This is a genomic window from Bifidobacterium longum subsp. infantis ATCC 15697 = JCM 1222 = DSM 20088 (genome assembly GCF_000269965.1).
GTDB classification, from domain to species: domain Bacteria; phylum Actinomycetota; class Actinomycetes; order Actinomycetales; family Bifidobacteriaceae; genus Bifidobacterium; species Bifidobacterium infantis.
Map to the genome: position 1 here is coordinate 204,702 of NC_017219.1, position 19,949 is coordinate 224,650.

General features: G+C 61.1%; 17 protein-coding genes. 12 read left to right on the top strand and 5 right to left on the bottom strand.

Going from position 1 to position 19,949, the window contains the following annotated elements:
* The first annotated feature begins 61 nt into the window (after positions 1-61).
* The 3 genes from topA (at position 62) to BLIJ_RS00910 (ending at position 5,272) form a co-directional block, all read left to right on the top strand.
* Positions 62-3,145, top strand: a complete 3,084-nt coding sequence (gene topA, locus BLIJ_RS00900) for a type I DNA topoisomerase (RefSeq protein WP_012576623.1) — start codon at positions 62-64, stop codon at positions 3,143-3,145.
* 277 nt (positions 3,146-3,422) lie between these two features.
* Positions 3,423-4,124: a dTMP kinase gene (gene tmk / locus BLIJ_RS00905; protein ID WP_012576624.1), complete on the top strand. Its 702-nt coding sequence runs from the start codon at positions 3,423-3,425 to the stop codon at positions 4,122-4,124.
* The gene (locus BLIJ_RS00910) at positions 4,121-5,272 is read left to right on the top strand and encodes a DNA polymerase III subunit delta' (RefSeq protein WP_012576625.1); all 1,152 of its coding nucleotides are present in this window, start codon (positions 4,121-4,123) and stop codon (positions 5,270-5,272) included. The genes tmk and BLIJ_RS00910 overlap by 4 nt, the downstream gene beginning before the upstream one ends.
* Before the next feature lie 20 nt (positions 5,273-5,292).
* Here BLIJ_RS00910 and BLIJ_RS00915 read toward each other — a convergent pair whose 3' ends face one another.
* From BLIJ_RS00915 to BLIJ_RS14740, 3 genes are all read right to left on the bottom strand, one after another.
* Positions 5,293-5,922, bottom strand: a complete 630-nt coding sequence (locus tag BLIJ_RS00915) for a LacI family DNA-binding transcriptional regulator (RefSeq protein WP_012576626.1) — start codon at positions 5,920-5,922, stop codon at positions 5,293-5,295.
* Between the two features lie 123 nt (positions 5,923-6,045).
* On the bottom strand, positions 6,046-6,306 hold the full coding sequence (locus tag BLIJ_RS00920) for an HPr family phosphocarrier protein (protein ID WP_012576627.1): 261 nt from the start codon (positions 6,304-6,306) through the stop codon (positions 6,046-6,048).
* A gap of 34 nt (positions 6,307-6,340) precedes the next feature.
* The gene (locus BLIJ_RS14740; protein WP_162859228.1) at positions 6,341-6,511 is read right to left on the bottom strand and encodes a hypothetical protein; all 171 of its coding nucleotides are present in this window, start codon (positions 6,509-6,511) and stop codon (positions 6,341-6,343) included.
* Positions 6,512-6,562: 51 nt separating this feature from the next.
* On the opposite strand from BLIJ_RS14740, the gene ptsP reads away from it, so the two are divergent.
* From ptsP to BLIJ_RS00940, 4 genes are all read left to right on the top strand, one after another.
* Entirely contained in the window at positions 6,563-8,212 is a 1,650-nt protein-coding gene (ptsP, locus tag BLIJ_RS00925; protein ID WP_012576628.1) for a phosphoenolpyruvate--protein phosphotransferase, read from the top strand.
* A 210-nt stretch (positions 8,213-8,422) separates the two neighbouring features.
* A complete protein-coding gene (locus BLIJ_RS00930) occupies positions 8,423-8,977 on the top strand; it encodes a YbhB/YbcL family Raf kinase inhibitor-like protein (RefSeq protein WP_012576629.1) in 555 nt (184 codons plus the stop codon).
* A gap of 143 nt (positions 8,978-9,120) precedes the next feature.
* On the top strand, positions 9,121-10,722 hold the full coding sequence (locus tag BLIJ_RS00935) for a C69 family dipeptidase (RefSeq protein ID WP_012576630.1): 1,602 nt from the start codon (positions 9,121-9,123) through the stop codon (positions 10,720-10,722).
* Between the two features lie 154 nt (positions 10,723-10,876).
* Entirely contained in the window at positions 10,877-12,394 is a 1,518-nt protein-coding gene (locus BLIJ_RS00940) for a formate--tetrahydrofolate ligase (protein WP_012576631.1), read from the top strand.
* 303 nt (positions 12,395-12,697) lie between these two features.
* Here BLIJ_RS00940 and BLIJ_RS00945 read toward each other — a convergent pair whose 3' ends face one another.
* Positions 12,698-13,045, bottom strand: coding sequence for a phenylpyruvate tautomerase MIF-related protein (locus BLIJ_RS00945; RefSeq protein ID WP_012576632.1), 348 nt, complete (start codon positions 13,043-13,045; stop codon positions 12,698-12,700).
* A 200-nt stretch (positions 13,046-13,245) separates the two neighbouring features.
* Here BLIJ_RS00945 and BLIJ_RS00950 point away from each other — a divergent pair, with 200 nt between their 5' ends.
* Both BLIJ_RS00950 and BLIJ_RS13225 read left to right on the top strand, forming a co-directional pair.
* On the top strand, positions 13,246-13,782 hold the full coding sequence (locus BLIJ_RS00950) for a GtrA family protein (RefSeq protein ID WP_032744967.1): 537 nt from the start codon (positions 13,246-13,248) through the stop codon (positions 13,780-13,782).
* A 188-nt stretch (positions 13,783-13,970) separates the two neighbouring features.
* The gene (locus BLIJ_RS13225) at positions 13,971-15,392 is read left to right on the top strand and encodes a DUF8451 domain-containing protein (protein WP_012576634.1); all 1,422 of its coding nucleotides are present in this window, start codon (positions 13,971-13,973) and stop codon (positions 15,390-15,392) included.
* A 157-nt stretch (positions 15,393-15,549) separates the two neighbouring features.
* On the opposite strand, the gene BLIJ_RS00960 is transcribed toward BLIJ_RS13225, so the two are convergent.
* Positions 15,550-17,001 carry an MFS transporter gene (locus BLIJ_RS00960; protein ID WP_012576635.1) on the bottom strand — a complete coding sequence of 484 codons (1,452 nt, stop codon included), beginning with the start codon at positions 16,999-17,001 and terminating at the stop codon, positions 15,550-15,552.
* Positions 17,002-17,239: 238 nt separating this feature from the next.
* On the opposite strand from BLIJ_RS00960, the gene BLIJ_RS00965 reads away from it, so the two are divergent.
* From BLIJ_RS00965 to BLIJ_RS00975, 3 genes are all read left to right on the top strand, one after another.
* Positions 17,240-17,899, top strand: a complete 660-nt coding sequence (locus tag BLIJ_RS00965; RefSeq protein WP_012576636.1) for a histidine phosphatase family protein — start codon at positions 17,240-17,242, stop codon at positions 17,897-17,899.
* Between the two features lie 87 nt (positions 17,900-17,986).
* On the top strand, positions 17,987-18,895 hold the full coding sequence (locus BLIJ_RS00970) for a hypothetical protein (protein WP_012576637.1): 909 nt from the start codon (positions 17,987-17,989) through the stop codon (positions 18,893-18,895).
* Positions 18,896-19,019: 124 nt separating this feature from the next.
* Entirely contained in the window at positions 19,020-19,895 is an 876-nt protein-coding gene (locus tag BLIJ_RS00975; protein ID WP_012576638.1) for a D-hexose-6-phosphate mutarotase, read from the top strand.
* Positions 19,896-19,949 lie beyond the last annotated feature (54 nt).

A 19,949-nucleotide genomic window follows, 5' to 3' on the forward strand; every position in this document is an offset into this window, starting at 1 on the left:
ATTCATGAGTATTATGACGCCAAAAACGTCGTGTGTTTCGCGCAATACATAAGGAGTGGGTATGGCTACCAAACTGGTGATTGTGGAGTCTCCGACCAAGGCCCACAAAATCGGTGACTACCTGGGCAAGGGGTATACCGTCATGGCGTCGGTCGGTCATATCCGCGACCTCGCGCAGCCCAGCCAGGTGCCCGTGGCAGACAAGGCCAAGTTCGGCAAGTTCGGCGTGGACGTCAACGACGGGTTCAAGCCCTACTACATCGTGGACGGCGATAAGAAGCGTACGGTCAGCGAACTCAAATCGGCCCTGAAGAACGCCGACGAACTCTATCTGGCGACTGATGAGGATCGCGAGGGCGAGGCCATCGCGTGGCACTTGGTGCAGACCTTGAAACCCAAGGTGCCGGTCAAGCGCATGGTGTTCCACGAGATCACCAAGAACGCCATCAACGCCTCGCTGGGCAAAACGCGCGATGTCGACAGCCATATGGTCGACGCTCAGGAGACTCGCCGTATTCTCGACCGTCTGTACGGCTATGAGCTGTCGCCGGTGCTGTGGCGCAAGGTGGGACCGGGCCTGTCCGCCGGCCGCGTGCAGTCCGTGGCCACACGACTGATCGTGGAACGCGAGCGCGAGCGTATGGCGTTCAGGCGCGCGCCGTACTGGGATATCGTCGCCACGCTGTCCGCGCCTGACGCGCTGGGGGAGCGTGGCGAATTCTCCGCCCGCATGATCGCGCTCGGCGGCAAGCGACTCGCCGGCTCCAAGGATTTCGGTGCCGACGGCCAGCTGACCCCGGACGGGTTCGCGGCGAACGTTCGCCAGCTTGATGAGGCTGGTGCCACCGCCGTGGCTTCGGCACTGAAGACCGCCGATTTCACTGTGATGTCGATGGAAACCAAGCCGTACCGCCGCCGCCCGCAGCCGCCGTTCACCACCTCGACCCTGCAGCAGACCGCCGGCAATCGCCTCGGCATGGGTGCTCGCGCCGTGATGCGTGCAGCACAGAGCTTGTACGAGAACGGCTACATCACCTATATGCGAACCGATTCGGTGACGCTGTCGCAGGAGGCCATCGCCGCCGCCCGCAACGCCGTCTCCTATCATTTTGGCGACGCATTCCTCTCTGACGAGCCCAAGCAATACGCCACCAAGACCGCCGGCGCGCAGGAAGCCCACGAGTGTATTCGCCCGGCGGGCTCGCGCTTCCACGACCCGGATGAGCTGGCTTCCAAACTTCCCGGCGACCAGCTGCGCCTATACACGCTGATCTGGCAGCGCACGCTTGCCTGCCAGATGGCTGACGCCACCGGTTCCACCGCCACCGTGCGCCTGTCTGCGCCGGCTGGCCCCGCCGAGGGCGAGGCCGTGTTCCAGGCGTCCGGCACCGTCATCGAATTCCCCGGCTTTATGAAGGCCACGGGGGAGGGACGCAAGCCCAAGGCCGCCGTTCCCGGCGCTGGGGCTGGCTCGGACCAGACTGCTGCCGCCGGCAAGACGGACGCCAAGGCCGTCAGGGGTGACGCATCCGAATCCAACACCTCCCTGCCGCCGATGAGCGTCGGCCAGCAGGTCGAGGCAAGCGACGTCGAACCGGACGGCCATGAAACCCAGCCACCGGCCCGCTACACCGAGGCCACGCTGGTCAAGACGCTGGAGGCCAAGGAGATCGGCCGCCCGTCCACCTACGCGAGCATCATCTCCACGATTATGGATCGCGGCTATGTGTATGAGCGTGGCCGTGCGCTGATCCCCAGCTGGCTGGCATTCTCCGTGACCAAGCTGCTGGAAACGAACTTCCCCAAGCTGGTCGACTACCAGTTCACCGCAGAGATGGAAAACGGCCTTGACCGCATCGCCCACGGCGAGGAATCCGGCCGCGACTGGCTCACCCACTTCTACTTCGGCTCCGGCGAGGGCGCCGCCCGCAACGCCGACGAGGCGCACGAAGGCCTGCAGCAGCAGGTCGCGCAGCTCGGCGAGATCGACGCGCGCGCCATCAACACCATCGACATCGGCGACGGCCTGCACGTGCGCGTCGGCCGTTACGGCCCGTATCTGGAAGATATGGAGCATCTGGACGCCGAAGGCAACCCGAAGCGCGCCTCCCTGCCGGACACCATCGCGCCGGATGAGCTGACGGTGGCCGTGGCCCGCGATTTGATCGACAACCACTCCGGTGGACCGCGCGAGCTGGGCGTTGACCCGGTATCCGGCGGTACCGTCGAGGTGCGCAATGGCCGGTTCGGGCCGTATGTGGCGTTGGTGCCGCCGGCTGAGACTTCGGCTGGCGCTGCTGGCGATACTGCTGGTGCTTCTGCGGCCAAGAAGGGTTCGAAGAAGGCCGCGGCCGCCGCCGCGTCGCGCCCGAAGATGGCCTCGTTGTTCAAGACGATGAGCCCTGAATCGCTGTCGCTGGAAGACGCGCTAAAGCTGCTGAGCCTGCCGCGCGAAGTGGGCACATACGAGGAAACCAACGCCGAAACCGGCGAGGTATCCGAATGCACGGTAGCCGCCAACAACGGTCGCTACGGCCCCTACCTGACCAAGACGGGTGCCGACGGCAAGTCGGAGACCCGCTCGCTGGCCTCGGAAGACGAGATCTTCACGGTCGATATCGACAAGGCCAAAGAACTGTTCTCGCAGCCCAAGTACGGCCGCGGGCGTGGCCGTGGTGCCGCCAAGCCGCCGCTGCGTGATTTGGGCAAGGACCCGAACACCGGCAAGAACGTGACCATCAAGGACGGCCGTTTCGGCGCGTACATCACCGATGGCGAGACCAACCGCACGGTGCCGCGTCAGTACACGCCTGAATCCATCACCCCTGATGACGCCTTCCGGCTGCTCGCCGAAAAGCGTGCGGCTGGTCCCTCCACCCGTGGCCGTCGCGGTGCTGGGCGTGCTGGTGGCGCCAAGGCCGTTGCCGGCAAGGGCAAGAAGGGCGCTGCTTCTGTGGTTTCGGCGCAGGAGGCTAGGCGCGCCGAACGCCGTGCCGAGGTGAAGAAGCTGGCGAACAAGGGCTGGTCCAACCAGCGCATCGCCGAAAAGCTCAGCTCCACCGCCGCCACCGTCAAGAAGGATGTCGACTGGCTGACCGCCAACGAGGGCTACGAGCGCCCCGCCGTAATTCCCAAGCGTGGCTGAGCGGAATTATTGCTCTACTTGCGTTTCAAGGGGCTGATTTCTCGTTTTGAGAATATCTACTTCCGCTTCAAGGGGCTGGTCATCTGCTGAACCACGAGTATGAACGGCTCCGCGCCAACGTCATTCCGCCGTTTTGGAACGTTGTCTACTTGGGCAACAGCCCCTCGAAACGGAAGTAGACCTTCAGAAAAGACCAAATCAGCCCCTTGAAACGGAGGTAGAGCTGGTTTAACTGCCTGTTGGGCGCAACTCTGCGCCTAACGCTAAGGTCAATAGCATGAGCGGTCTGTTTGTTTCGTTTGAAGGTGTCGATGGCGTGGGCAAGACCACGCAAGTCGAGCGACTGCGTGCGTATCTTGAGGCTCAGGGGCGTACCGTGGTCGTTACCCGTGAGCCGGGAGGCACTGTGTTAGGCAAGGCCATTCGCCAACTGCTGTTGCACGGTGTGGATGGGGGCGCCGTCGACATCGCACCGCGCGCCGAGGCGTTGCTATTCGCTGCAGACCGAGCCCAGCACGTTGCCGAAACCATCCGCCCGGCATTGGAGCGCGGTGAAGTGGTGATCACCGACCGCTATCTAGACTCTTCCTTGGCCTATCAGGCCGGTGGCCGCGAACTCACGCCAGAAGAGATTCGATCCTTAAGCATGTGGGCCACCAACAACCTGCTGCCCGACCGCACATATCTGCTGGACATGGATCCGGCGCTTTCCCACAATCGTCTTGAGCATGCCGAAGATCGCATGGAGTCGGCCGGCAGCGACTTCCAGTCCCGCACCCGTCAGGCGTTCCTCGACTTGGCCGCGGCCGAGCCGAATCGTTTCCACGTGATCGATGCCAGCCAGTCCATCGAACAGGTGTGGTCCGCCATCGAAGCGGACATTCAGACACTGCTGCGGGACAATGTTGCAGATGTGGATACGGTGATGGCGCGATCCGGGGCGTCTACAGGAGCCGTGACGATGGGCGGTGTCCGATGAGCGTATGGGATTCACTAGTCGGCCAGCAGCCGGTAATCGACATGTTCAGTCGCATCGCGCAGGGCGACCCGGGGCAGATCACCCAGTCGTGGCTGATTTGCGGGCCTCCCGGCTCCGGCCGTTCCAATATGGCCCGAGCATTCGCGGCGGCGCTGGAAAGCCCCGACCGCGGCATGAACGATGAGCCCACGCGCGTCACGCAGCAGGTGCTCGCCGGCACCCACCCGGATGTCACGGTGCTGGCCACCAACAAAGTGACCATCGGCATCGACCAGGTGCGCGAGATCATCACCACCTCCGAGCAAATGCCTGCCACGGCACCATGGCGCATCATCATTATCGAGGATGTGGACCGCATGCTGGAGCGCACCACCAATGTGCTGCTGAAGGAGATCGAGGAGCCGGCCGAACACTGCATCTGGCTGCTATGCGCGCCCAGCGCCCAGGACGTGCTGCCCACCATCCGCTCGCGTACGCGCATTGTGAATCTCGCCGTGCCCTCCGCATCGGCGGTGGCTGAATTCTTGACCTCCACTACCAATGTTGAGCCGAAAATCGCCCAGCGTGCGGCCCGTCTGGCCGAGGGGCACATCGGCATCGCCAAGTTGTACGCCACTGACAAGCAGGTGATGACGGATCGCGATGAATTGGTGGTGGGCGTACTGAACCTCGCTCGCGCCTCGGACGCGGTGCTGCTGGCCGGCAACCTCATCGACAACGCCAAGGCCCAGGCCGAGGTGGACGCAAGCCGCACCGCGGCCGATCAAGAGGCGGAATTCCGCCGTGTCAACGGTCTTGAGCCGGGGGAGCGGATTCCGCCGAAACTGCGCGGCGCGTTCAATCAGATCGCTAAGAAGGACGATCTCAAGCGGCTGACCACACGTCGCGCGCGCGATGTACTTGACCGCGCGCTCAATTCCATCGCCTCCATTTACCGTGACGTGGCGGTATTGCAGAACAACGCGGAAGATTCGGTCGGGCTTATCAACCTGGAGAATCGGTCGGCCATCACCGAGCTATCGGTACGACTGAACCGTGCCGGGGCAGTGGCCCGTCTGGACGAAGTGGCGCACACCCGCAAGCGGCTTGCCGGCAATGGCAACCCGTTGCTGGTGTTTGAATCGCTGTTCTGCGCGCTGATTCCGTAAGGTTCTTCCCGCCGCCCGATTTATTCGGCGTCCTGCGAGTCCGGAGCAATCAGGCGCGAAGGCAAGTTGACATGTACTGGGGTGCTGGATTGATCGGCAAGCAGCCGCAGCAGCTCGTCGGCAATCTGTTGCAGGCCGGGCTGAACCGGCTCGGAGTCAGGCGTGAACGTGGTGTGCTGCAACCCTCCGATTTGCACGGCAGGAATCTCCTGCGCATATTGCGCCAGCACATCGCCCAAATCAATGCCGGGCAGTGGCACGACAATCAGTCCATCCACATGGCGCGCGGCCATCAACACAATGCGTTCCTTCTGCACTTCCGGCGTTCTGCCGACGCTCAGCGCTAATTGCCGGCCGCTCCTGTTGACCAGCGGCTCAAGCGTATCGATGAGCCGTGCGCTGAACGGATCCTGAACGCTCGGCACAATCAGGCCGATGGTTCTCGTCACAGTGGAACGCAGCGCACTGGCCGCAAAATTCACCGAATAATTGAGGCTGTGAGCCGCGGCTCGCACGCGGCGGGCGATGTCGTCGTCCTTGGTGCGTTTGCCGGAAAGCACACGGGATACCGTGGCCGTGGAAACATTCGCGATGGCGGCAACATTGACGATTGAGGCGGATGATGATTCCGCTGGCTCGTTCGCGGTCATGTGTGCCTCCTCTCCCAGAAAGCAAGCCGGCTCGGTGAAATTACCGGCAATCACTATAGAACAAAAGACGGCCGCCCGGACAGGCGGGGCGGCCGTTTGGCAAGTGAGAGAAGTTTCGCCCGTTTACTCGGCGGCGAGCAGGGTCTCGGTCAGGGAGTCGGCAACGGTCTCGGCGTTGTCTCCCTCAACGGTGATCTGCACGGTGTCGCCCTGCTGAACGCCCAGTCCCATGATGGACAGAATCGAGCCTGCGGGGACGGCCGCGCCGCCTTCCTTGGCGATGGTGACGTTGCAGCCGGAGGCCGCCACGGCCTGAGCAAACTGTGCTGCAGGACGTGCGTGAATGCCGACCGGATCAGTGATGGTGATGTTGCGGGTAACCATAAGGACACTCCTTTGCGTCTGTCTGAAATGGAAGTCATGCGGCCAATTGCGGCAGCTGCTTGATATCGAGTATACCGAGACGTAGAATAAAATCCAGAAAACGATTACCGTTGGCGTGTTGCAGATGATAGACCACCATAATAGGGGAACTAACAAGGAAGAACTTGCCGGCAATGGCTGCGGCTGCATACTCCGAAGTAGGCATCGAGGCCACTGCTCCAAAGAACTACTACCCTACGAACAAAGGAGAACCATTATGGAAATCAAGGGTGTTGGCATTGGCCGCGGCGTGGCGGTCGGCTCGGTTATTCGTATGGCGGCCCCTCTGCCGGAGCCTTCCGACGCGCCCCGTGCCGATACCGTGCCGGCACAGAAAGAGATCGACCGCGTCACTAAGTCGCTGGCCGTGGTGAATGCCGACCTGAGCCGTCGTGCTGAAGAAGCGGCCAACGGCGACGAAGGCGCCAAGCAGGCCGCCCCGATTCTGCAGGCCATCTCCATGTTCGCGTCCGACCCCTCGCTGGCGGCCAGCATCACCTCGCTGATCAACGGCGGCAAAACCGCAGAGCGCGCCGTACTGGAAGGCTTCGCCGCAGTTGAGGATATGTTCCGCGCCATCGGCGGATACCAGGCCGAGCGTGCCGCCGATCTGCACGATGTGGGCCAGCGCGTGATCGCTGACCTGATGGGCGTGCCTGCTCCCGGCATTCCGGAAAGCGAGACCCCGTTCGTGCTGGTGGCCGAGGATCTTTCCCCCGCGGACACCGCCGCAATCGACCTGAACAAGGTGCTGGCCATCGTCACTTCGCAGGGCGGCCCAACCTCGCACACCGCCATTCTGGCCCGCGCTCGCGGCATCGTGGCCGTGGTCTCCGCCGCCGAAGCCGAGAACCTGGCCAATGGTGAGCAAGTCATCGTCAACGCCGCCAAGGGCGTGGTGGTTACCAACCCGACCGCTGCTGAGATCGAGGATGCCGAGGCCGCCAAGGCTCACGCCGCCAAGGCCAAGGAGCTGCGCGGCAAGCCGGGCTCCACCAAGGACGGCCACCACATTCCGCTGCTCGCCAACGTGGGCAAGCCCGCTGATGCCGACCCGGCCCTGGAGTATGGCGCCGAAGGCGTGGGCCTGTTCCGCTCCGAGTTCCTGTTTATCGGCAACTCCGAGCCGCCGAGCGTGGAAGAGCAGACCAAGGCCTACGCCGAGCTGCTGAGCCGCTTCCCCGGCAAGAAGGTCGTGATCCGTATGCTGGACGCCGGCGCAGATAAACCGCTGCCGTTCCTCACCCCGGAAGACGAGCCGAACCCCGCCCTCGGCCTGCGTGGTCTGCGCACGCTGAAGGCTCACATGAACGTGCTCGAAGGCCAGCTCAAGGCGCTCGCCGCCGCCGATGCCCAGACCGAGGCCGACCTGTGGGTCATGGCCCCGATGGTCGCTGACGAGCATGAGGCCGATTACTTCGTCAAGCTCGGCAAGTCCTTCGGGCTGAAGAAGGTCGGTGTGATGGCCGAGGTGCCGTCCATCGCGCTTATGGCAGACAAGGTGGCCGAGGTGGCCGACTTCGTTTCGATCGGCACCAACGATCTGACCCAGTACACGCTGGCCGCCGACCGTACGCTCGGCTCGGTCGCCAACTACCAGACCGCATGGCACCCGGCGGTGCTGCGCGCCATCAAGCTCATCGCCGACGCCGGCAACGCGCACGGCATGCCGGTGGGCGTGTGCGGTGAGGCTGCCGCCGATCCGGATTTGGCCGTGGTGCTTGCAGGCATCGGCGTCAACTCGCTGTCCATGACCCCGGTGGCTCTGGACGATGTGCGCGCCGAGCTGGCCAGCTGGACGCTAGAAGAAGCGCAGGAGAAGGCCGCCAAGGCCCTCAACGGCGACTTCTACACTCCGGCTGAGTGACTGTGGCCGAGCAATCGGCTGAATAATTGGGATGATGCCTTGTTTTCTATCTCTTTGAGAATGGGAAGCAAGGCATTTTCGGTATTCCAGGGCTTCCCTTCCGTCGAGGGGAGGCCCTCAGTCGTGTTTGGCTATCACCATGTATTGTGATGGCGTTTTGAGTTGCCGCAGACTGAAATCTGCAACATGGCTCGCGATACACTGGTGGGTATGAAGATTTCCGCCGATTTCACCGTCATTCCGGACGATTTCGCCAAGGCCGCGGCCCCTGAATATTTCAATGGTGGCGTGCCTGTGGTCTCCTTCCCGTTCTACATCGATGATGTGAGCCCCGAAGCTCGTTACCTGCACTGGGAGTTCGTGGATCCGGATTCGATTCCGGTCTGCGGTTTCGAGTGGATTCACTGGTCCGTGGCCAACCTGCCCATCGGCGCGCTGATGTACGACTTCAACGACTCACATGCGCTGGCCATCCCGCCGGACTTCTCCCGCCAGCTGCCAGCCATGATTCCGGAGACCGTGCAAGGCCGCAATTCTTCGGCCTCCAAGTTCCTTGGTCGTAGCACTGACCCGGCCGTGATTATGCGGTACAACGGACCGCAGCCGCCGGACAAGGATCATGAGTATTACCTGCAGGTGTGGGCCACCAAGAAGCCGCTTCCCGGATTGAACCAGGGATTCTGGCTCAACGAACTGCTGCACGCGCTGCGTGCCAGCGGCGAGACGCCCGACACCGACGGCGTCTTCCTGACCGGCAAGGCGTGAGCCACATGAGCCCCCGCAGGCGGGGGCTGTCAGCATCACTGACTGAGGGGCGGGTCAGTACAGAACCTCCTTCAGTCCGACTTCGTCGTTCAGCTCCCGCCAGCGGGAGCGTGACCACAACAAAGAAAGGACACCATCACACTATGGCCTGCACCACGATTCTGGTAGGCAAAGACGCGAGCTATGACGGCTCGACCATCATCGCCCGCAACGAGGATTCCGCCAACGGCGAGTTCAATCCGAAGCGCTTCATCGTCGTCAAACCAAGCGAGCAGCCGCGTGAGTATAAGTCGGTGATCTCCCACCTGACCATCACCCTGCCGGACGACCCGCTGCAGTACACCGCCGTGCCGAACGCGGACCTCAAGGAAGGTATTTGGGGCGAGGCCGGCGTCAACGAGGCGAACGTGGCGATGAGCGCCACCGAAACCCTGACCACCAACGAGCGCGTGCTCGGCGCCGACCCGTTCGTGGAATACACGCCGGCCAAGGGCGATGAGCCCGAGGTGCCCGGCGGCATCGGCGAAGAGGACTTCCTGACCATTGTGCTGCCGTATGTCAAGACCGCGCGCGAGGGCGTCCAGCGCCTCGGCTCACTGCTCGAGGAGTTCGGCACCTACGAGATGAACGGCGTCGCCTTCTCTGACTCCAACGAAATCTGGTGGCTGGAAACCGTGGGCGGCCATCACTGGATTGCCAAGCGAGTGCCGGACGAGGCCTACGTGACCATGCCGAACCAGCTCGGTATCGACGAATTCGACCTTGAGGACGCCCTGGGTGACCAGGAAGCGCACATTTGTTCCGAAGACCTTGCCGAATTCATCGAAACCAACCATTTGGACCTCGCGGTGGAGAACACCACCCCGTTCAACCCGCGCGACGCCTTCGGCTCCCACTCCGACTCCGACCACGTGTACAACACCCCACGCGCCTGGTACATGCAGCGCTTCCTCAACCCGTACGACGAGGTGTGGGACGGCCCGGACGCCGACCACAAGCCCACCTCCGACGACATCCCGTGGGCCCGCCAGCCGGAGCGCAAGGTGACCATCGAAGACATCAAGTACGTGCTGAGCTCCCACTACCAGGGCACTCCGTTCGATCCGTACGGCCAGCTGGGCGATGAGCGCACCCGCCACATGTACCGCACGATCGGCATCAACCGCCAGAGCCAGCTTGCGGTGATGCAGATTCGCCCGTACCGCCCGCAGGCTTCCCGAGCTATTCAGTGGATGGCATACGGGTCCAACCCGTTCAACACGCTGGTACCGTTCTTCCCGAACGTGGACGCCACGCCCGCCTACCTCGAAGACACCACCACCCGCGTGACTTCCGAGAACTTCTACTGGGCCAACCGCATCATCGCAGCCCTATGCGATGGTGCCTTCCGCTCCACGTCCAACGCCGTCGAGCGCTACCAGGAGAAGACCGGCGCGATGGGTCACCGTTTGGTGTCTGCCACCGATGAGCAGGTGGCACGCCTTGGCTTGACGGCCGCCGAGGAAGCCGCGCAGTCTGCTGCCGAAGAGGAATTCGAGGCGGATAACGTAGACGGTGATGTGCAGCCGATGACCCCGGACGAGACCATCGCTGCGATGCGTAACCCCGAAGTGCGCGAGATTCTCGCCACCGCCAACCAGACCATGGCCGACCAGCTCAAGGAGGAAACCGACAAGCTGCTTGACTCCGTGCTGTACACTCGCAGCATGGAAATGAAGAACGGCTTCCACATGTCCGACTTTTAGTCCGTATTGAGCTCCCCTCCCTGAGGGGAGCTGACCGCGAAGCGGACTGAGGGGCTAAGCTGTTAAGAAACAGCCCAGTGGGCTGTTTCTAGGCGAAGAGGCGGCGGCCGCCCCACCACCCCGCTCCGCCATCATCAACACAGAAAGGCATTAAATGACCACCATCGAAGACTTCACCAGCCAGTACGGCCTGGTCCAGAAGATCGACGCATTCGGCTACATGAAGTACCTGACCGAGAACCCGGACGCCCCGTGCAAGCACGGCAAGGTGGTGCTCGTCACCGCCGATACGCCGCTCAAGGCATCGCGCGGCGAAGGCAAGACCACCACGACCATCGCCTTGATCGACGCCCTGAACAAGCGTGGCATTGATGCGGCCGCCGTGCTGCGTCAGCCGAGCATGGGCATCACCGCAGCCGGTTCCAAGGGCGGTGCCTCCGGCGGCGGCAAGGCATCCCTGACCCACCCCGAGCTCATCGACTGGGGTCTGTGCGGCGAAATGGGCGCCATCGAGGCGGCCCAGAACCTGCTCGTCTCCTTCGCCGAGAAGGCCATCGATGAAGGCAAGCTTGACACGATTCTCGTGCCGCGTGTCTCCGAGGTGCCGAGCCGCTCCCTGCGCTCCACCGCCGTGGACTACGGCAAGGGCAACGTGCCGGAGAAGGTCGTGCTCACGCCGACCTGCGAGCTCATGCAGATCATGGTGCTCTCCCGCTCGATGGACGAGATTTCCGAGCGTGTATCCAAGATGATCGCCGGCACCAAGGACGGCAAGGCCGTGACCTTCGGCGAGTTCGTGGACCTGTGGCGCATCACCGGCATTCTGGCCGACGCGGTCAAGCCGGCCAAGACCGAGACCGTGAACGGCTCCCCGGTCTACGTGCACGGTGGCCCGTTCGCCAACGTGTCCATCGGCATTCCGACGCTGGTTTCCGTGGAAATGGCCTGCGCTCTGCATGATGTGGTTGTCGTCGAAGCCGGTTACGGCACCGACGCCGGTGCCCAGAAGTGGCTGGACATCGCCTGTCGCGAGTATGGCGCGCAGTGGCCGTCCGCCGCCATCGTGGTGACCCGCGCCTCCACCTGGCGCGACGATCCCGAGCTGGCCTGGCGCTACCCGTTCCACGTGCAGCGCCTGGAGAACCTGGACATTCCGACCTTCCCGCTCATCAACCTGTGGGAAGGCGAGGACGATCAGGTCCCGTCCCTGCAGGCCACCGCCGACGAGCTGGGCTTCCGCACGCCGATCGTCGGCAATCTGTTCCGCGACGGCGGCGAGGCGCTGGTCCCGCAGCTTGACGGTTTCGTCGATGCGTTGCAGAACGGCTCCATGCCGGCCGAACCGCATTCGCACAAGGGCATGGCCCTGACCGAGAACGCCAAGTGGGTGGCCGAGAACGCCTACGGCGTACCGGCCGAGCGCGTGATCTACAAGCCGGGCTTCACCGAGTCTGTGTCCAAGGCCATGGAACTGTGCCAGAGCGCAGGCATCTCGCTGGACAATCTGACGTTCGTGGCGGTCAAGTCCCCGGCGACCATGACCGACAACGACCGTGCCCCCGAAGAAGAGCGCACCGTGACCCTGAAGAAGGTCGAGGTGCATGCCGGTGCCGGTCTGGTCCACGTCAACCTGACCACCAGCCTCACCACCCCTATGCCCAAGATTGTGTGATGACAGGCACGAGGTGAGGTAACTCGCTTTCGAGGGGCGGATTTCCGGTTTTCCGGAGGTCCATCTGCGTTTCGAGGGGCTCTTCGATTGCGAAACCCGGAGTATGATCATTGAAACTGCAATGTTTATACTCCGGGTTTCTTGTTTTAAAAGCCCCTTGAAACGCTAGTAGAGCTTCTGAATGTTGGAAATCAGCCCCTTGAAACGTAGAAAGCCCGCCACCGGCGGGCTTTCTATATCTGAGCTTCCCTCTTTGAGGGGAGCTGTCAGCGAAGCTGACTGAGGGGAGCCAGAATACACAAACTAGAAGTTGCCACCATTCCAGCCCCAGTCGGTGGTGGCGGTGTAACGGATGTAGGTGCGGTCCTCGGGAATGCCGAGCGTGGAGTTCAGCGCGGCCATTATGCTCTCGGTCAGCTTTTCCCAAGCAGAGCCCGGCACGGAGCGGCCGAACACGTTGACCTCCACATAGGCGGCGGGCTGGTCATCGCTACCACCGAAGTAGATCGGCATATTGTCTTCGAACGGGCACATCAGCCAGCCCTCGGACTTGCCCGGCACGGCGGTAATCGCCTTGCCATAGGCGGCCTTCAACGCCTCGCGCTGCTCAGGGGTGGTGGACACGGACACATGAGTGTGAATAACGGGCATAATTCCTCCTTGATTCGGTTCGCTTCCAGTCTAGCCTCAGCGGCTGCTGTTGAACAGGGCATGCGGACGTAGGAAGCTGCTCGCAGAACGGACCGGGGCAAGGCCAATTGGGGAGATTATTGGCCTTTTCAGCCAATATATGTTCCGCAGTCAGCCCAATAGTGTTGAATACCCTTGTGAGAAAATTGATTGAACAGCTGATGAAGTTCGGCATTGTGGGCGTCATCGCCTTTGTTATCGACTGGGGTATCCTCAACCTATTGGTTGGCATATTCCACATGCACAACGTGCTGGCTGCCACCATCTCTTTCATCATCTCGCTGATTTTCAACTATCTGGCGAGCATGAAATTCGTATTCAAGCATCGTGATGACATGGCGCGCTGGATGGAGATTCTTATCTTCGTGGTGGGCGCTGTAGTCGGTCTGTTCATGAATGACGCGATTATCTGGATTTCCACCTATGGCATGAACCACGATGCCTATGTGTCGCAGCATGCCGAATATCTGTTGCGTACCAATATCGGCAAGTTGGTGGCCACTGCCGTGGTGATGATCTGGAACTTCTTGATTCGCAAGTGGCTGCTCGACGATACGCACACCAATGCGATGAACCGTCTGAAGTCCGCTGAAAATCGACTGAATGCTGAGGAGCTTGAAGCCAAGTGGCAGAACAGCTTCTCCCACAAGCTCGGCATCTGGTCCCTGGAACACACGCCCAAAGGCTGGTCGAAGTAGCGTTTTGACGTATAGCTAAGCCCCCTCGTCAGAGGGGGCTTAGCTTTTGTCTCACACACTCACTTCAGTCAAGGTCGGCTGCTCGGTGGAGCCCTTGATCTGCTTGAAGCCAGATATGTTGGCATGTTATCGGACATGTCCGATAACATGTCCGATAACATGTCCGATAATGCTGAAGGTGGCAAATATTGACTCCTGACGAATTGAAATCGAAAATCGTCCAAGGCGAAGGTGTCTCTCAGGAATTCAAGCGTTGCGGTTCGTTTCCGGAGTCGGATACTTTTGAGACAATATGTTCGTTCGCGAATCGGCAAGGTGGCAGTATTTTCCTAGGTGTCAGCGATGACGGAGAGATTCGCGGAGTTAATCGTCGAATCGTTCGTGATATCGAACGCAATATTGCAAATGTGACGTGCAATCCGAATGTATTTGATCCAGCACCAGCGTTCGAGTCTGAGCGCATAGATATCGGTGAGGAATTGGTTCTTAGAATCTGGGTACCTGCGGGGCCGTCAGTCTACCGATACAAGAACGTGGTGTATGATCGCCGCGCCGACGCCGATATCCGTGTTCGTGATGATTCTCAGATTTCGCTGATGTATTTGCGTAAGCAGAGCATCTACTCTGAGCGACGCATTTATCCATATGTAACAGTTGAGGATTTGCGCCAGGATCTGATTGAACGAACATACGATCTCATTCGTTTGCGAGACCCGAATCATCCTTGGCTCGCATTGGATTGCGACCACATGCTTCGCGCGGCAAAATTATATAGCCGCGATCGGCAAACAGGCGAGCAGGGCTTAACTCTTGCTTCTGTATTATTGCTGGGAACTGATGAAGTTATTGGCGACGTATGTCCTGCATATAAGACTGATGCGCTAGTTCGCCGGCGCAATGTTGATCGATATGATGACAGGTTGACGGTGTCCACCAATCTGCTTGATGCATACGATCAACTTACAGCCTTCGCCCATGCGCAAATGCCGGATACATTCATATTGGAGAATGACATTCGGGTAAGTGCGCGTAATATTATTTGCCGCGAATTGATTTCCAATCTGTTGATTCATCGAGAATACACGAATCCATTCATCGCTCGTTTGGTAATTGACAATGACGGTATTCGTACTGAAAATGCCAGTCGTGCCTTGTTCGAGGGGCGCGTTACTCTGGACGACTTCAATCCTATGCCGAAAAATCCGATCATTGCGGGGTTCTTCACACAAATAGGTCGTGCGGATGATTTAGGCAGCGGAACACGGAATATATACCGATATTCTCGTTTGTATTCCGGCAAGGAGCCTGTGCTTGAAGATGGTGATGTGTTCAAGGCATTCGTTCCCGTTCCCAATGGAGCATCTGGGATTGGACACACTGAGAGTGTTCTTAGTCGCAGAGTTCAGGTAGACGTTGCGCAGAGTGTCGATACTGTCGATGAAACGATTGCAAGGCTATTGGCGGAGCATGGAACAGTATCAAGTGCTGAGGTTGCTCAAGAGGCACAGGTCACTGTCCGTACTGCTTTGCGTCATTTGACCAAACTGACACAATCCGGACTAATATGCGCAGAAGGAGAAAACCGTAACAGGAGATATCGATTAGCGTAGGTGTTTTTGCAGTGAACATACGTTGATTGCGTGTGAAGCCTCGTGATATGGGCTGTCGAACGAAGTGAGACTGGGGGAGAGATTTCCGTACGTAATCTCTCCCCCAGTCTCACTTCGCTCGACAGACCCCCTCGCCAGAGGGGGCTTAGCTTTTGTCTCACACACTCACTTCAGTCAAGGTCGGCTGCTCGGTGGAGCCCTTGATCTGTTTGAAGCCAATCAGCGCAATCACCAGCGAGGCCAGTGCTAAAGTGGTCACCACCATGAAGCCGCCATGCGAGCCCATGCGGTCAATGAACTGGCCGGCAATCGCCGAACCGGCGGAGGAGCCGATGGAGTTCATCGCACCCATCCACGCCATGCCCTCGGTCAAGCGAGAGGGCGGCACCAGATGCAACATGAGCTGGTTGCCGTTGATCCACGTCGGGGCCTGGCATACGCCAATAATCAAGTAGATGATCATGATTACCCACAGATGCTTGGCGAACAGGAACGTACTGATGCCGATGTTCACCACGGCCAGGCAGAAGTAGAAGCGCTTCCACAGGGCAATCGACCAGTTCTTCGCGCCATACACCAATGCGCCCATCAGCGAGCTGAAGGAGAAGCAGGCAAACACAAAGCCCGTGTACTGCTTCATATTCGCTTCGGTGGCGAACGCAATAATCGAGATGCCCGTGGCCGACTGGAACGCGCCCAAACCGAACCAGGTGACGCACACCGCAATCAGACCCGGACCCCAAATGGACGCCTTCTTGCCCGAACGCGCATCGGCGACCGCCTGCTTAATGGCTGCGTTAATCGTGGCCTCATCGGTCACGCCTTCACGCTCAAGACGGCGGCGGGTCTCCTCGGCGGCGGTTTCCACCTTCAGCGCCTCAGCTTTGGCGGCCTCGCGCTCACGGTATTCCTTGCGGGAGATGCCCTCGGCGCGCGCCAGCGCGGTCTGTGATGGCGGCTCGGTGGTCAGCTCGGTCAGGAACATCAGCGCACCGATCACCACGCACATGCCAGTGAACGAGAACGCCAGCAAACCGGAGATCACGGCCAGCGTGGAGGCCAGCGGATTGCCGATTACCCACATGCATTCGTCGAGCACGCCGCACAGCGACAGCGCGCGGTTCGTGCGCTCCCGGTCACCCTTAAGAATCTTGGTCCAGCGCGCGCGGCTCATCGCGCCCCACGGCGGAATGGCGGCCAGGAACGGCGTCAGACAGTACAGCACCCATTCCGGCGCGCGGTTGGTAATCGCCGTCACCAGCGCGATGGCGGCCACAATCCAAACGATGATCGTCGGAATCGAGACCTGTCTCTGGCCGAACTTGTCGGTCAGCTTGCCTAGCAGCGGCGTGGCCACGGCCAACGCAATCGCCTGAATGGCGGTGAGCATGCCGGCCAGCGAATAGTTGCCGTAATAATGCTGTACGGAAATGGTGATGGTCATGCCGACCATCGGGAATGGCATGCAGGCGATGACCGAGCCGATGGAATAACGGGCGGTATGCGGAATGCGCAGTAGTTCCGCATACCCACCAAAGACTTTGTGGCCTACTTCCTTGATGTCGGCCAGAATGGTGCTCGAGTTCGAGTTGGACGAGTTATTGGACATAACAGCACTACGCTCCTTTCCGCTCCCGATTGGATGTCCCCCGCTGGCGTGGCGTTGCCGGCGCAGCCCTCATCACACAATGCAGGGCTCATGGTCGCGTAAAGCTTACTCCGGATCCCCATTCGCAGACTTCACGCCACGGATACTCTACGGGTGTCCACTCCGCGACACGCGGTAGATTGGAGATATTAAGACAACGTTCTCATGCCCTTCAGGGCGGGAAGCAGAAAGGCGACTCATGAGCGCTACCACCATCCATTTCGTCCGGCATGGCAAGGTATACAACCCCGACCATCTGCTCTATGAGCGACTGCCCGACTTCCATCTTTCCGACCTTGGCCGTCGCATGGCCCAAGCCACCGCCGCGTACTTGGCCAAGAATCCCCAAACCAATACGATTGCAGCCGTCTACTCCTCGCCGCTCGACCGTACGCGCGAGACCGCCGGCGCGATTCTCGATGCGCTGAACCCCGTGCGCGAGTCTCGTGGTGAGGCTCCGCTCACGCTCACCACTGATGAACGGGTGATTGAGGCCGGCAACGAGTTCCGTGGCAAGCGCATCGGCCATGGCGAGGGCGCGCTGTGGAAGAACGGCAACTGGAAGCTCGTCACCAACCTGTACAAGCCGAGCTGGGGCGAGTCCTATCAGCACATCGCGGCTCGTATGGACGACTTCGCCCGCGAGAAGGTGGCCCAGCACCCCGGCGAGCAGATTGTGGTGGTCAGCCACGAATCGCCGATTTTCAGTTATCGACATTATCTGGAGACCGGCCACCCCGAGCACTGGATGTTCCTGCGGCACACGGCGCTCGCCTCCGTGACCTCGGTGACGTACGACAACGAAACCGGCCGTGTGATGTCAATCACGTATGTCGACCCAGCAGCCAATGTCAAGTAACGGCACACTGGTGTTAGGACATTGGCTCCCCTCGGAGAGGGGAGCCAAGACGCACTACAATCGAGTGGTGGACGCGAAGGAGCATAGATGACCATTGAACTCAATCGTGAGGCAATCGCACAGGTCGCGGCATTGCCGGCGGTAACTGAGGCCGCCGAAGCCGGCTCGGCGCTGATCAGCCTGTGGCCGTTGACCGAAGCCATGCAAATGGACAATGACGCCAAGTACGCGGAGAATCTGCAGGTGCGCCTCACCCGCGCGTTCGCCCGCGTGCTGACCGGCGAGGACGTCACCGTGCCCGACGCCGAATTCGTGTATGAGGGCGCCGATGAGATTCCCGGCCGTCCGCAGAACATCGTTGATGCGCTGCTTGCCGCCAATGACGCCTACGATACGATGGCCGGGTATTGCACATCCGGTGATGCGCGGCTGGTCTTCGACGCCGCCGCGACGCTGGGCGTCCATTGGAGCGACTCCGTCGCGCACGCCGTCCGCGCCACGATAGCCGACGTGGAGTCGCAGATCGAGGCCGACGCCGTTCAGGGACGACTGGCCGCGTCCGGCGAGCCTGAGGACGTCGCAGACCGTTTCGCCACCGCGCTCGCCGTATGCGATGCGCTGCTGGGCGTGGTGGCCGAAGACGCCGGCGCCGACGCCCGGGCTCGGGCGACCGCCGTGCTGCCGATTCTGCTGTACGTCAATGAGTTGCGCGAACAGTGCTCGATTCCGCGCATCTGCCTGACCGATCGGCAGATTTCCGGGCTTCTCGATGCCCGTGCCGGGTCCGGGGACGCCGGGACCCTGGCCGCCACCGCCGCATACATCGCCCCTTTGGCCCGCGACGAATGGACCAGGCATCATGACGATGTGCTTTGGGATCCGGGTGAGGCCAAGAGGAGGGCCAAGGAGGAGGACGAGAAGCGCAACAAGGAGGCTCTGGCCGCCAAGTTCGCCCACATCAAGGACGATCCGGGCAAGGAGGCCGTGGAGCTGTAGCCGGTGCCGGGTGTCGCGGGCGGCGTCGCGCGCCGCCGGTTTGCGATCGTCTTGCCATCGTTTTCGCCGCGGCGGTATCCTATGGGGTGAACAGTATCGTCCGTGCAATGGAAGTGGAAGATTTATGGACAACGATGTCAATCTGCGCACGCTTGTCAACGATGGCGGTAGCGCGGTAATCAGCGATTACGGAGCGCATCTGCTGCGCTGGGCCCCGACAGGACAGCCGGATGTGGTGTGGACGCCGAGCACGTGGCGCATCGAACCCGGCAAGCCGCTCGGCGGCGGGGTTCCGATCTGCTTTCCGTGGTTTGGGCCCGGATTCGCGCATGGCCGGCAGCTGGCGATCACGCCATCCCACGGATTCGCAAGGGTGCGCCGGTGGACGCTGGATGAGGAGGGGTTCACCGATGACCGGGTGCGGTATGTGATGGATTCCGAGCGTCTGACGGATGGCGAAGTGCCGTGGCTTGACGACGAGCCGGAGGCGCGCTTCCGCGCCACATACGACGTGCATGCCGCTGACACGCTGACGATGAGCCTGACCGTCGTCAATACCGGTGATGTTCCGATGTCGTATGAGGCCGCGCTGCATTCCTATCTGCATGTGGGAGACGTATCCGACGCTGGTCTGGTGGGTCTGCGGGGGGCGACGTATCTGGACGCCACCGAGACCGGTTTCCCGCCGCGATTGCAGGAGCCGGAGGCGGTGACGTTCGGCGAACGGCCGGTGGATCGCGTGTATTATTCGGATTCGTCCGTGCAGTTGCGCGACGCCGTTCTGGGCCGCGTGGTGCATATCGTCAAATCCGGCTCGCCGCAGACCGTGGTATGGAACCCGGGCAAGGAAGGGGACCATATGCGTTGCGCCAGACCGGGCGAATGGCGTGGTTTCGTGGCGGTGGAGGCGGCGGCATGCCGCGACCGCGGTGTGACGTTGGCGCCGGGGGAGTCGCATACGCTTTCCCAGACGTTGTCGGTGGAGACGCTTGGCGTGTGATGATGCACGGCGGCGCGGCATGCGGCCGACGATGACGGTGAGGCCCCGTTCGTC

Coding starts and splice junctions, on each gene's coding strand:
- BLIJ_RS00950 (WP_032744967.1), top strand. CDS start 13,246: ATGAAGTTCGGCATTGTGGGCGTCATCGCCTTTGTTATCGACTGGGGT.
- BLIJ_RS00930 (WP_012576629.1), top strand. CDS start 8,423: ATGAAGATTTCCGCCGATTTCACCGTCATTCCGGACGATTTCGCCAAG.
- tmk (WP_012576624.1), top strand. CDS start 3,423: ATGAGCGGTCTGTTTGTTTCGTTTGAAGGTGTCGATGGCGTGGGCAAG.
- BLIJ_RS00920 (WP_012576627.1), bottom strand. CDS start 6,306: ATGGTTACCCGCAACATCACCATCACTGATCCGGTCGGCATTCACGCA.
- BLIJ_RS00935 (WP_012576630.1), top strand. CDS start 9,121: ATGGCCTGCACCACGATTCTGGTAGGCAAAGACGCGAGCTATGACGGC.
- BLIJ_RS00960 (WP_012576635.1), bottom strand. CDS start 17,001: ATGTCCAATAACTCGTCCAACTCGAACTCGAGCACCATTCTGGCCGAC.
- BLIJ_RS00975 (WP_012576638.1), top strand. CDS start 19,020: ATGGACAACGATGTCAATCTGCGCACGCTTGTCAACGATGGCGGTAGC.
- BLIJ_RS00915 (WP_012576626.1), bottom strand. CDS start 5,922: ATGACCGCGAACGAGCCAGCGGAATCATCATCCGCCTCAATCGTCAAT.
- BLIJ_RS00945 (WP_012576632.1), bottom strand. CDS start 13,045: ATGCCCGTTATTCACACTCATGTGTCCGTGTCCACCACCCCTGAGCAG.
- topA (WP_012576623.1), top strand. CDS start 62: ATGGCTACCAAACTGGTGATTGTGGAGTCTCCGACCAAGGCCCACAAA.
- BLIJ_RS00910 (WP_012576625.1), top strand. CDS start 4,121: ATGAGCGTATGGGATTCACTAGTCGGCCAGCAGCCGGTAATCGACATG.
- BLIJ_RS00940 (WP_012576631.1), top strand. CDS start 10,877: ATGACCACCATCGAAGACTTCACCAGCCAGTACGGCCTGGTCCAGAAG.
- BLIJ_RS00965 (WP_012576636.1), top strand. CDS start 17,240: ATGAGCGCTACCACCATCCATTTCGTCCGGCATGGCAAGGTATACAAC.
- BLIJ_RS00970 (WP_012576637.1), top strand. CDS start 17,987: ATGACCATTGAACTCAATCGTGAGGCAATCGCACAGGTCGCGGCATTG.
- BLIJ_RS14740 (WP_162859228.1), bottom strand. CDS start 6,511: ATGCCTACTTCGGAGTATGCAGCCGCAGCCATTGCCGGCAAGTTCTTC.
- ptsP (WP_012576628.1), top strand. CDS start 6,563: ATGGAAATCAAGGGTGTTGGCATTGGCCGCGGCGTGGCGGTCGGCTCG.